Source organism: Paraglaciecola sp. (genome assembly GCF_039964565.1).
In the GTDB taxonomy this organism is placed as follows: Bacteria; Pseudomonadota; Gammaproteobacteria; order Enterobacterales; family Alteromonadaceae; genus Paraglaciecola.
In genome coordinates this window covers 19,346-32,533 of the sequence record NZ_JBDVXF010000013.1, presented here as the reverse complement: position 1 = coordinate 32,533, position 13,188 = coordinate 19,346, and the positions used below count along the sequence as shown (strand labels likewise).

At 42.7% G+C, this 13,188-nt stretch carries 8 protein-coding genes; all 8 read right to left on the bottom strand.

Annotated elements, in window-relative coordinates; translation table 11 throughout:
• Positions 1 to 273: GTP-binding protein (locus ABJK37_RS07470; protein ID WP_348351659.1), on the bottom strand; the 273-nt coding region annotated here is incomplete at its 3' end.
• Positions 274 to 340: 67 nt separating this feature from the next.
• Positions 341 to 2,443 carry an elongation factor G gene (gene fusA, locus ABJK37_RS07465; RefSeq protein ID WP_348351658.1) on the bottom strand — a complete coding sequence of 701 codons (2,103 nt, stop codon included), beginning with the start codon at positions 2,441 to 2,443 and terminating at the stop codon, positions 341 to 343.
• Between the two features lie 12 nt (positions 2,444 to 2,455).
• Complete coding sequence (rpsG, locus tag ABJK37_RS07460; RefSeq protein WP_215927338.1) at positions 2,456 to 2,926, bottom strand: 30S ribosomal protein S7; 471 nt, start codon at positions 2,924 to 2,926, stop codon at positions 2,456 to 2,458.
• A 79-nt stretch (positions 2,927 to 3,005) separates the two neighbouring features.
• Entirely contained in the window at positions 3,006 to 3,380 is a 375-nt protein-coding gene (rpsL, locus tag ABJK37_RS07455; protein ID WP_007623100.1) for a 30S ribosomal protein S12, read from the bottom strand.
• Positions 3,381 to 3,603: 223 nt separating this feature from the next.
• Positions 3,604 to 7,788 (bottom strand): DNA-directed RNA polymerase subunit beta', encoded by a 4,185-nt coding sequence (rpoC, locus tag ABJK37_RS07450; RefSeq protein ID WP_348351655.1) that lies wholly within the window; start codon positions 7,786 to 7,788, stop codon positions 3,604 to 3,606.
• Between the two features lie 87 nt (positions 7,789 to 7,875).
• Entirely contained in the window at positions 7,876 to 11,904 is a 4,029-nt protein-coding gene (gene rpoB, locus ABJK37_RS07445; RefSeq protein WP_348351653.1) for a DNA-directed RNA polymerase subunit beta, read from the bottom strand.
• Between the two features lie 291 nt (positions 11,905 to 12,195).
• Entirely contained in the window at positions 12,196 to 12,567 is a 372-nt protein-coding gene (gene rplL / locus ABJK37_RS07440; protein WP_348351651.1) for a 50S ribosomal protein L7/L12, read from the bottom strand.
• A 53-nt stretch (positions 12,568 to 12,620) separates the two neighbouring features.
• Entirely contained in the window at positions 12,621 to 13,139 is a 519-nt protein-coding gene (rplJ, locus tag ABJK37_RS07435; protein WP_348351649.1) for a 50S ribosomal protein L10, read from the bottom strand.
• Positions 13,140 to 13,188 lie beyond the last annotated feature (49 nt).

Genomic DNA, 13,188 nt, shown 5'->3' with positions numbered 1-13,188 from the left:
GTTTTTAACATAATCGGCGTGACCAGGACAATCTACGTGGGCGTAGTGACGAGTTGGTGTGTCATATTCAACGTGAGAAGTCGAGATAGTAATACCACGCTCACGCTCTTCTGGTGCATTATCGATTTGATCGAATGCTGATGCAGCACCACCGTAAGTTTTTGCCAATACAGTTGTGATTGCTGCTGTTAATGTTGTTTTACCGTGGTCAACGTGGCCGATAGTACCGACGTTTACATGCGGTTTAGTACGTTCAAACTTTGCTTTTGCCATTTTACTGGTTTCCTAAGTTAAAAATCCGACCTCAATTTTGAGTTTCGGATCAGACCTTCATTAAAATTTAAGTTCGCGCATTCGTAATGGCTTTAGAGACATTATTAGGCGCTTCTGAGTATTTATAAAATTCCATTGAATATGACGCTCGCCCTTGAGTTGCACTACGCAAGTCAGTGGCGTAACCAAACATTTCAGATAAAGGTACTTTAGCATGTATTATTTTAATACCAGCCACACCATCGTCCATGCCTTCAATCATACCCCGACGCCTATTAAGGTCGCCGACAACATCACCCATCCAGTCTTCTGGAGTAGTGACTTCAACTTTCATTGTTGGTTCAAGTAAAACAGGATCTGCTTCTTCAGCTCCTTTCCTGAACCCCATCGACCCAGCGATTTTAAACGCCATTTCTGAAGAGTCAACATCATGATACGAACCGTCAAACAAGGTGACTTTTACATCAAGCACCGGGTATCCAGCTACCACACCATTTTGCATCTGTTCTTCGATACCTTTATCAACTGCAGGGATAAATTCTTTTGGAACTGCTCCACCGACAATCTTATTGATAAATTCGTATCCAGCGCCTTCTTCATTAGGTTCGACAGTTAACCAAACATGACCAAACTGGCCTTTGCCGCCTGTCTGACGAACAAACTTTCCTTCAACATCGACTTTCTTGCGAATCGTTTCGCGATAGGCAACCTGAGGTTTACCTACATTACACTCGACATTAAATTCTCGTTTCAAACGATCAACAATGATATCTAGATGTAATTCACCCATACCAGAGATAATTGTTTGGCCTGATTCTTCGTCTGTGTGTACTTTAAAAGACGGATCTTCTGCCGCTAATTTTCCTAGGGCTACACCCATTTTTACTTGATCTGGTTGCGACCGAGGTTCTACTGCTATAGAAATAACCGGGTCCGGAAACTCCATTCGCTCTAGGGTAATGATGTGGTTAGGATCACATAACGTATCACCTGTGGTTACATCTTTTAATCCTATCGCAGCGGCAATATCGCCAGCACGTACTTCTTTAAGTTCTTCTCTATCCTTGGCATGCATTTGAACAATTCGTCCAAAGCGTTCACGCTTTGCTTTTACTGGATTGTAAAATGCATCACCTGAATTAACTACGCCAGAATAACAGCGGAAAAACGTTAAAGTACCAACAAAGGGATCAGTAGCAATTTTAAATGCCAACGCAGCAAATGGAGCAGCATCATCTGCTGGTCTCTGAGCTTCTGTTTCATCTTTGTCGTCAAGTACACCTGTGATTGCTGGCACATCCATCGGCGCAGGAAGATACTCGATCACTGAATCGAGAACAGCCTGTACACCTTTGTTTTTGAATGCAGAACCACAAGTTGCTAAGACAATTTCATTCGCTAGGGTACGTTTACGTAGGCCAAATTTGATTTCATCTTCGGTAAGGTCAATACCTTCCAAATATTTATCCATTAATTCATCGGTAGCTTCTGCAGCAGCCTCAATCAACTCGGTACGCAATTCTTGCGCTCTGTCCATTAAGTCAGCTGGAATCGCTTCATAAGTGAATGTCATACCTTGATCAGAATCATCCCAGTTAATGGCTTTCATCTTGATAAGGTCAACAACACCTTTAAAGGTTTCTTCAGCACCAATGTTTAAATGAATAGGCACACAATTCGCGCCTAATCGTTTTTCTATTTGGTTTACTACTCGCTCAAAATCAGCTCCAGACCTGTCCATCTTATTGACAAATACAATGCGCGGAACGCGGTATTTATCAGCTTGACGCCAAACTGTTTCTGACTGAGGCTCTACTCCTGACGAACCGCAAAACACTACAACCGCACCATCAAGCACTCGCAAAGAACGTTCTACTTCAATAGTGAAATCAACGTGTCCTGGCGTGTCAATGATATTAATTCGATGTTGTTCGAATTGTTTGTCCATACCCGACCAAAAACAGGTCGTCGCTGCCGAAGTAATGGTAATGCCGCGCTCTTGTTCTTGTTCCATCCAGTCCATAACGGCTGCGCCATCATGGACCTCACCGATCTTGTGAGACAAGCCAGTGTAAAATAGAACCCGTTCTGTGGTCGTGGTTTTACCCGCGTCCACATGGGCGACAATACCAATATTTCGATAACGCTCAAGGGGCGTTTTGCGAGCCATAACTTTCTCTTATTACCAACGATAGTGAGCGAAAGCTTTGTTTGCTTCGGCCATACGGTGAACGTCTTCACGTTTCTTAACCGCAGAACCTTTGTTTTCAGCAGCGTCGAGCATTTCAGCTGCAAGGCGTTGAGCCATTGATTTTTCACCACGTTTACGAGCAGCGTCCACTAACCAACGCATACCTAGGGCATTTCGACGAACAGGACGAACTTCTACTGGAACTTGATATGTAGAACCACCAACACGACGAGATTTAACCTCTACTGTGGGACGGATGTTCTCGAGTGCGACTTCAAATACTTCTAGGTGCGCTTTGTCAGCTTTAGAAGCAACAATATCTAGTGCACCGTAAACAATTTTTTCAGCAGTCGATTTTTTGCCGTCTAACATGACGACATTCATAAATTTAGCAAGTAACTCTGATCCGAACTTAGGATCTGGTAGGATTTTACGTTGACCTACGACTCTTCTTCTTGGCATTTCAAATTCTCCGTGGAATTTTCAGGGGTTTCCCAAAACTCAATTAATACTTTAGTTTGGCCTTACTAACGGAGAACCGTTAAGACTTAGGCCTTTTTGCGCCGTACTTAGAACGGCCAGCTCTTCGATCACTTACGCCTGCACAATCTAATGTACCGCGAACAGTGTGATAACGAACACCTGGTAAATCTTTAACACGACCACCACGAATAAGAACAACACTGTGCTCTTGTAAGTTGTGACCTTCACCACCGATGTATGAAGAAACTTCAAAACCGTTAGTTAAACGAACACGACATACTTTACGTAATGCAGAGTTCGGCTTTTTTGGTGTGGTGGTATATACACGAGTACATACTCCACGACGTTGTGGACAGGCTTGCAAAGCCGCGACGTTGCTCTTCGTCGCAGGTTGTTTGCGTGGCTTGCGCACTAACTGGTTAACTGTTGCCATTAACTAGCTCCTGATTAAAATTACGACTGATTGCCCTTTTTTGAGGGCGTAAAACGCGAAAAATCCGCGAGCCCTAATTCATTGACGATAAAGCCATCGAATTTCGGGTCGCGGAAGTCTAATGATCAATGTGTGACCTGTCAAGTAAGACTACTGCTAAACTGCATTAAATATGGGTTTAGCTAGTCTACTTTGTTATCCAGATCACTTTTTGATCCAATTTTTACTCGTCAGCAGGAGTTTCACTCACTTCAGCATTTAATGCTTCGGTTAGTGCCAATTCTGCTTCAGACGCAGAAACTGAAGGTTCTTCCAGTTCCTGTAGTTCTGCCAGTTTTCTAGCAGTACGTTTTTGGTGATACGTGAAACCGGTACCGGCTGGTATCAATCGTCCAACAATTACGTTTTCTTTCAAGCCACGTAACTCATCTTCTTTACCTTGCACTGCTGCTTCGGTAAGTACACGAGTGGTTTCTTGGAAAGATGCCGCTGAGATAAATGACTCAGTAGACAACGACGCTTTAGTGATACCCAATAACTGTGGTTCGAACTGAGCAGGAATTTTACCCTGTCTTTCTAACTCACGGTTAGCGATTTTCACGTTAGACACTTCTACTTGCTCACCTTCTAAGAACTTACTGTCACCTGCATAAGTGATGATACACTTGCGCAGCATTTGACGAATAACCACTTCGATGTGTTTATCGTTAATTTTTACCCCTTGAAGGCGGTAAACTTCCTGAACTTCGTTAACGATATAGTTAGAAACTGCACTAATGCCACGTAGTCTAAGAATATCATGAGGAGATTCAGCACCATCGGCAATCACTTCACCTTTTTCAACGTTTTCACCTTCGAACACGTTAAGGTTACGCCACTTAGGAATCATCTCTTCGTAATGATCTTCTCCCTTAGGTGTGATAGTTAAACGTTTCTTACCTTTAGTTTCTTTACCAAAACCAATCATACCTGATACTTCAGCTAGAATGGCTGGCTCTTTAGGCTTACGCGCTTCGAACAAGTCAGCAACCCGTGGTAGACCACCGGTAATATCACGAGTCTTCGAGCTTTCTTGAGGTATACGCGCTAACACATCACCAGGTTTAGCCGCCATTCCGTCTGTAGCTTCAATGGTAGTGAAACTTGGTAGACGAATTTCTTGTAAACCAAATTCTTCACTTTCAAGAATAAGTTTAGGCTCTTTAGCATTCGCTTTAGACAAGTCGTTAACTACGATACGAGTAAGACCGGTTAAGTCATCTTGCTGCATCTCGGTATTACTGTCGTCAACGTCAGTGAAGCTGATCTTGGCTGCACGCTCAGTCACAATTGGATGTGAATGCGGGTCCCAGTTAGCAACAACTTCACCAGAGCTGACTTTAGCGCCATCATCGACCGATAAAATGGCACCGTAAGGTGCTTTATAACGCTCTTTCTCACGACCTTGATCATCAATAATAGTGATTTCAGTTGAACGAGAAACAATAACAACTTTGTCTTCTGTATTACGCACATACTTAGCGTTATGCAGTTTTAACGTACCAGTAGTTTTTACTTGTACACTGTTTTCTGCAGAAGCTCTTGATGCCGCTCCACCAATGTGGAAGGTACGCATGGTTAGCTGTGTACCAGGTTCACCGATAGACTGTGCCGCAATAACACCTACAGCTTCACCATGGCCAACCATGTGTCCACGAGCCAAATCACGGCCATAACATCTAGCACATACACCAAAGTCATTTTCACATGTAATAACTGAGCGAACCATAATTTGGTCAACTGAGTTTTCTTCAAGCATATCTACTAGCGCTTCGTCTAGTAACACATTACGTTCTACTAATACTTCGTTTGTACCTGGCTTCAATACATCTTCAGCAACAGTACGACCTAGTACACGTTCACGTAATGGTTCAACAACGTCACCACCTTCGATAAGCGGTGTCATTTTCACACCATCGAATGTGCCACAATCATCGTTGTTGATAACCAAATCTTGTGCAACGTCAACCAAACGACGGGTTAAGTAACCTGAGTTAGCTGTTTTCAATGCCGTATCGGCCAAACCTTTACGAGCACCGTGAGTAGATATAAAGTACTGAAGTACGTTAAGACCTTCACGGAAGTTAGCGGTAATAGGTGTTTCGATGATTGAACCATCTGGTTTTGCCATCAAACCACGCATACCCGCTAGCTGACGAATCTGTGCGGGGCTACCACGAGCACCGGAGTCGGCCATCATAAATACTGAGTTGAAAGAAACTTGTTCTTCCATTTCACCGTCACGATTTTTAACTGTCTCAATCGACAAGTTTTCCATCATGGCTTTGGCTACTTTTTCGTTGGCGTTGGACCAGATATCAATTACTTTGTTGTAACGCTCACCCGCAGTAACAAGACCAGACTGGAATTGTTCTTGGATTTCGCGTACTTCAGCTTCTGCATCTTCGATAATGTCTTTCTTGGCATCAGGAATAACCATGTCATCGATACCAACGGACGCACCAGCGATCATCGCATAGTGGAAACCGGTATACATGATTTGGTCAGCAGCAATAACAGTATCTTTCAAACCTAAGGTACGGTAACAAACGTTCAATAACTTAGAGATTTGCTTTTTACCCATCGCTATGTTGATGATTTCGAAAGGTAGACCTTTTGGCAACGCCAAAGACAAAATCGCTCGGCCAACAGTAGTGTCTGTTAGTGTGACTTTTTCAACTGAATTACCTTCAGCATCAGTTTCGTATTCAGTAATACGTACTTTAATGCGCGCATGTAATTCGGCTGAGTCTGTACGATAGGCTTTTTCAGCTTCGTGAGGACTAGTGAACACCATGCCTTCACCTTTACCATTTACGCGATCTCGCGTCATATAGTACAAGCCCATTACAACGTCCTGTGAAGGTACAATAATTGGCTCACCATTGGCAGGTGATAAAATGTTGTTGGTAGACATCATTAGTGCACGTGATTCAAGCTGAGCTTCAATCGTTAACGGCACGTGAACAGCCATTTGGTCACCATCGAAATCGGCGTTGTATGCAGCACACACTAGAGGGTGTAACTGAATCGCTTTACCTTCGATTAAGATAGGCTCAAATGCTTGGATACCTAGTCTGTGAAGTGTGGGTGCCCGGTTAAGTAATACTGGGTGTTCACGAATGACTTCGTCTAGTACATCCCATACTTCCGGATCTTCACGCTCTACTAATTTTTTAGCGGCTTTGATAGTAGTGGCTAAACCACGACCTTCAAGTTTTCCATAGATAAACGGCTTGAATAACTCAAGTGCCATTTTCTTAGGAAGACCACATTGGTGCAAACGTAGAGTAGGACCAACGGTAATTACTGAACGACCAGAATAATCAACACGCTTACCAAGCAAATTCTGACGGAAACGACCTTGTTTACCTTTGATCATGTCAGCCAAAGATTTAAGAGGACGTTTGTTAGAACCCGTAATTGCTCTACCACGACGGCCATTATCAAGAAGGGCATCCACCGCTTCTTGTAACATACGTTTTTCATTACGTACGATAATGTCTGGTGCGGCTAGATCAAGTAAACGCTTAAGACGGTTATTACGGTTGATAACACGGCGATATAAATCATTCAGATCAGAAGTCGCAAAACGACCACCATCTAGTGGTACCAATGGACGTAAATCTGGTGGTAAAACAGGAAGAACGGTTAAAATCATCCACTCTGGTTTGTTACCAGATAATTGGAAAGACTCTAACAGTTTCAAACGCTTAGTGATCTTCTTACGCTTAGTTTCAGAGTTAATGGTAGGTAACTCTTCACGCATTGCTACAACATCAGCATCGACGTCTAGGGCTTTAAGCAATTCAAATACTGCTTCAGCACCCATTTTAGCTTCAAACTCGTCGCCATGCTCTTCAAGGGCATCCAAATATTCTTCTTCGGTAAGAAGTTGGCTGCGCTCAAGTGTTGTCATACCTGGCTCTGACACCACGTATGATTCAAAATACAATACTCGTTCGATGTCACGTAAGGTCATGTCTAACATTAAACCAATACGAGACGGTAATGATTTTAAGAACCAAATATGTGCAACTGGACTGGCCAATTCAATGTGACCCATACGCTCACGACGTACTTTAGTTAAGGTAACTTCTACCCCACATTTTTCACAAATAACACCGCGGTGTTTAAGGCGCTTGTATTTACCACACAAACATTCGTAGTCTTTAACTGGACCAAATATACGCGCACAGAACAAACCGTCACGCTCTGGTTTAAAAGTACGGTAGTTAATTGTTTCTGGTTTCTTAACTTCACCAAATGACCACGAACGGATCATATCCGGCGAGGCTAGACCAATTCGGATGTTATCGAATTCTTCGGTCTTATGTTGTTGCTTAAGAAACTTTAATAAATCTTTCACATTTCTCTCCCAGCGGAGTCAATTGCAAAGGTGTAACACTTGCACTGACAAGTGCGACACCATCCTGTCATAAGCTCTAAGAGCAGCTTACTGCTCTTCTAGTTCGATGTTGATACCTAATGAACGAATTTCTTTCAACAATACGTTGAATGATTCCGGCATACCAGGTTCCATACGATGATCACCATCCACAATGTTTTTATACATTTTGGTACGGCCATTCACGTCATCAGACTTAACGGTTAACATTTCTTGCAAGGTATAAGCAGCACCATATGCTTCAAGTGCCCATACTTCCATCTCTCCGAAACGCTGACCACCGAACTGTGCTTTACCGCCCAACGGTTGCTGTGTAACCAAGCTGTATGAACCAGTAGAACGAGCGTGCATTTTGTCGTCTACCAAGTGGTTCAGTTTCAACATGTACATATATCCAACTGTTACAGGACGCTCAAATGCGCGACCAGTACGTCCGTCGAACAAAGTAATTTGTCCGCTTTCTGGGATATCTGCCAAGGTCAACATGTGCTTGATTTCAGCTTCAGTTGCACCGTCGAATACTGGTGTGGCCATAGGCACACCCTTTCGAAGGTTGCCGGCTAAACGTGTTACTTCGTCATCGCTGAAGGTAGTTAAATCAACCGCTTGATGAGATTTACCCGCGCTATAGACTTCTTGTAGGAAGCTGCGCAACTTGGCCATCTCTTCGTGCTCTTTGAGCATGCGATCAATTTTCACACCGATACCGCTAGCAGCCATACCTAAGTGAGTTTCAAGTACCTGACCGATGTTCATACGCGAAGGTACACCCAATGGGTTCAATACGATATCAACAGGCGTACCGTTTTCATCGTAAGGCATGTCTTCAACAGGTTTGATAGTCGAGATAACACCTTTGTTACCGTGACGACCCGCCATTTTATCACCCGGTTGGATGTGACGTTTAACGGCTAAGTAAACCTTAACAATTTTAAGCACACCTGGTGCTAGGTCATCACCTTGAGTGATTTTACGACGTTTAATTTCAAACTTGGTATCGAAGTCAGCTTTGATTTCACCATGTTGTTCGGCGATTTGATCTAGCTCAGCTTGAGCGTCTTCATCATCTAGGATTAAGTCAAACCACTTATCACGAGGCATACTATCAAGTTTCGCCTGATCTATGCCTGACTTAAGTAACAGACTTCCAGCTCGAGCAAAAATGCCGTCGGCTAAAATGTTAAATTCGTCAGATAAGTCTTTTTTCACTTCGCGTAATTGCATATCTTCAATTTCGCGAGCACGTTTGTCTTTTTCAACACCATCACGGGTGAAGACTTGAACGTCGATAACCGTACCGCGGACACTGTTAGGTACACGTAACGAAGTATCTTTAACGTCAGACGCTTTCTCACCAAAAATGGCTCTTAAAAGTTTCTCTTCTGGGGTAAGTTGTGTTTCACCTTTAGGTGTCACTTTACCTACTAGTATATCGCCGCCTTTTACTTCAGCACCAATATATACCACACCAGATTCATCCAATTTACCTAGCGCAGATTCACCAACATTGGGGATATCAGCACTGATTTCTTCTGGACCAAGCTTAGTATCACGAGCAATACAGCTTAATTCTTGGATGTGAATCGAAGTAAATCTGTCTTCCATAGCGACACGCTCTGAAATCAAGATAGAATCTTCGAAGTTATAACCATTCCAAGGCATAAATGCGATACGCATATTTTGACCTAGAGCCAAATCACCCATATCAGTCGACGGGCCATCAGCCAATACGTCTCCAGCCACTACCGGCTCACCTACATTACAAGTAGGCTTTTGATTGATACAAGTATTTTGGTTAGAACGCGTATATTTAGTCAAGTTGTAGATATCAATACCCGCTTCACCAGCAGTCATTTCGTCTTCATTTACCTTGACAACTATGCGACTCGCATCTACGTAATCTATTGAACCGCCACGCTTCGCAATTATGGTTACACCAGAGTCAACTGCTACAGTTTTCTCCATACCCGTACCCACTAAAGGCTTTTCAGCAATTAGAGTCGGTACTGCTTGACGTTGCATGTTGGCACCCATTAGTGCGCGGTTAGCATCATCGTGCTCTAGGAAAGGTATAATACTCGCTGCAACTGAAACGATTTGTTGAGGCGACACATCCATATATGTAATGTCAGAAACTGACATTAAAGTAGTTTCACCACGGAAACGACATGGGATTAAGTCTTCAGTCAACTTACCGTTTTCATCAAGCGCTACGTTTGCTTGCGCAATCGCATATTGACCTTCTTCTATAGCAGATAAATAGTCAATTTCGTCTGATACAATACCGTCTACTATTTTACGATACGGAGTTTCTAGGAAACCAAAGTCGTTAGTACGCGCAAAACTTGCAAGTGAGTTGATCAAACCGATGTTCGGACCTTCAGGAGTTTCGATAGGACAAACACGACCATAATGGGTCGGGTGTACGTCTCGAACCTCAAATCCTGCACGTTCACGAGTCAAACCACCTGGACCTAATGCAGAGATACGACGTTTATGTGTCACTTCTGAAAGCGGGTTGTTCTGATCCATAAACTGAGATAATTGGCTTGAACCAAAGAACTCTTTTACAGCAGCAGATATAGGCTTGGCATTAATAAGATCTTGAGGCATAACAGCATCAAGGTCACCTAAACTTAGGCGTTCTTTTACTGCACGCTCAACACGTACTAAACCAACTCTGAATTGATTTTCTGCCATTTCGCCAACAGAACGGATACGTCTGTTACCTAAGTGGTCGATATCATCTACTTCGTCTTTACCATCACGGATAGTAATAAGTTGCTTCATTACCGCTACTATATCATCTTTGTCTAAGGTGCCTGCACCTGTTGACACTTCACGACCTAAGCGGCGATTGAACTTCATACGCCCAACAGATGATAAATCGTATCTATCATCTGAGAAGAATAAGTTGGTAAATAAAGTTTCTGCAGCATCTTTAGTAGGTGGCTCACCAGGACGCATCATACGGTAAATCTCAACTAAGGCTTCAAGCTTATTAGTTGAACTATCAATACGAAGGGTATCTGAGATATAAGCACCGTGGTCAAGCTCATTGATATAAAGTGTATCAAATGCAGTGATCCCTGCCTCTGTCAACTCAAGAAGGTTTTCCAAAGTTAACTCATCATTGGCTGCAACGATGACTTCACCTGTTTCTTCATTGATATATTCACGGGCGAACACTCGGCCTATTAAATATTCAGCTGGTACTTCAAGCTCTGTTATTTTTGCTTTTTCTAATGCTCGAGTATGACGTGCTGATATACGACGACCTGCTTCAACAACAACTTTTCCGTTATTATCAAGGATATCGAATTGCGCAGTTTCACCACGAAGGCGGTCTGGCACGATATCTGACAGAAATTTATCACCGTCAATTCGTACTTGGTTAGTTTCAAAAAACAACCCAAGTATTTCTTCAGTTTGCATTTCTAATGCACGCAAAATAATAGTCGCTGGTAATTTACGACGTCTATCTATACGTACAAACAAATTATCTTTAGGGTCAAATTCAAAGTCTAACCACGAACCACGGTAAGGAATAACGCGCGCGTTATATAATACTTTACCTGATGAGTGAGTTTTCCCTTTGTCGTGATCGAAGAACACGCCTGGTGAACGGTGCAATTGTGACACAATGACTCGCTCAGTCCCGTTGATAACGAAGGTACCGTTATCTGTCATGAGTGGTATTTCACCCATGTAGACTTCTTGCTCTTTGATGTCTTTAACTGTGCCAGGTGCTGCTTCTCTATCGAACAACACTAAACGCAATTTCACGCGTAGTGGAGCAGAATATGTTACACCACGAATTTGACATTCTTTGACATCAAATACTGGCGCACCTAGACGGTAACTCACATATTGCAACTCAGCGTTACCAGAGTAACTTTTTATTGGGAAAACTGATCGAAATGCTGCTTCCAGTCCATGTTGACCATCTACATCTAGGTCAATAAATTTCTTAAAAGAATCTAATTGGATTGAAAGTAGATACGGTATTTCCAATACCTGTGGGCGTTTGCCAAAATCCTTACGGATACGTTTCTTTTCGCTATAAGAGTAAACCATGGGTTCCTCAGCCTGCCGATTTTTGACCCAACTTGCTTAGCTAGGTGTCGTAAAAGACACAAAGTTAAACAAACTTCCGCTACCCTTTAAGTTGTAATCTAAACGTTTACCAAAGTCATTAAGAGGCTTACTTAACTTATTGGTTTTATGTGGTTTTGATTACAATTTGCGCTTCTTATTTAGAATTTATATCAAAGGATGAAAATAGTAAATCCTACAGCGCAAAAAGGCTGGTGACTAAAAAGTCACCAGCCTATGCCATTTCAGGCTAACAATCTGTGTTTAGGCAGATTATTTAAGCTCAACTTCAGCGCCAGCTTCTTCAAGCGTCTTCTTAAGTTCTTCAGCTTCTTCTTTAGCAACGCCTTCTTTAACAGGAGTTGGAGCAGCTTCAACTAGCGTTTTAGCTTCTTTAAGTCCAAGACCTGTTGCAGTACGTACTGCTTTGATTACCGCTACTTTATTTGCACCGAAAGATGTCATAACAACATCAAATTCAGTCTGCTCTGCAGCAGCTTCAGCAGCTACAGCAGGACCAGCAACAGCAACAGCTGCAGCAGCAGAAACGTTGAATTTTTCTTCAGCCGCTTCAATTAGTTCAACCAATTCCATTACTGGCATTTCAGCAATAGCGTTTAAAATATCATCTTTAGTTAGAGCCATTTCTCTAAACTCCTGGGTTTAATGTTAAAAATTTAAAATGCCAAAGTCGAAAATTATTTTTCGTCTTTGATCGCCGCCAATACACGCACAAATTTGCCTGGAACTTCGTTGATAGTACGAACGAACTTCTCGGCAGGTGCTTTGAAGGTAGCAAGTAATTTTGCTAGTGCTTCGTCGCGGGTAGGAAGTGACGCCACTGCATCCAATTTTTCTGGACCCAATAAACCACTACCAATAGAAAGTGCAGTTACATTTAACTTGTCGTTAGTTTTTGCGAAGTCTTTGAAAAGACGCGCAGCACCGCCAGGTGCCTCTATAGAAAATCCATAGATCAACGGACCAGTTAAAGCACTGTCTAGGTCAGAAAACTTACTTTCAGATAACGCTCGTTTTGCAAGGGTGTTACGAACTACTCGTAAGTAAACACCTTGTTCACGGGCCTTTATGCGAAGGTCAGTTAATTCTGCCACTTCCATGCCACGGTATTCAGCGACGGCAACAGATAGAGCTCGAGACGCAACATCGTTAATCTCTGCTACGATCTCTTTTTTTGCTGCTAAGCCTAATGCCACTGAGTTCACCTCTTAAAGTCTGAAACATCATTCCTATTTGGAATATCCG

Excerpts from the sequence above, each read along its gene's own strand:
- fusA (WP_348351658.1), bottom strand. The coding sequence starts at position 2,443 with ATGGCTCGCAAAACGCCCCTTGAGCGTTATCGAAATATTGGTATTGTC.
- rpsG (WP_215927338.1), bottom strand. The coding sequence starts at position 2,926 with ATGCCAAGAAGAAGAGTCGTAGGTCAACGTAAAATCCTACCAGATCCT.
- rpsL (WP_007623100.1), bottom strand. The coding sequence starts at position 3,380 with ATGGCAACAGTTAACCAGTTAGTGCGCAAGCCACGCAAACAACCTGCG.
- rpoB (WP_348351653.1), bottom strand. The coding sequence starts at position 11,904 with ATGGTTTACTCTTATAGCGAAAAGAAACGTATCCGTAAGGATTTTGGC.
- rplL (WP_348351651.1), bottom strand. The coding sequence starts at position 12,567 with ATGGCTCTAACTAAAGATGATATTTTAAACGCTATTGCTGAAATGCCA.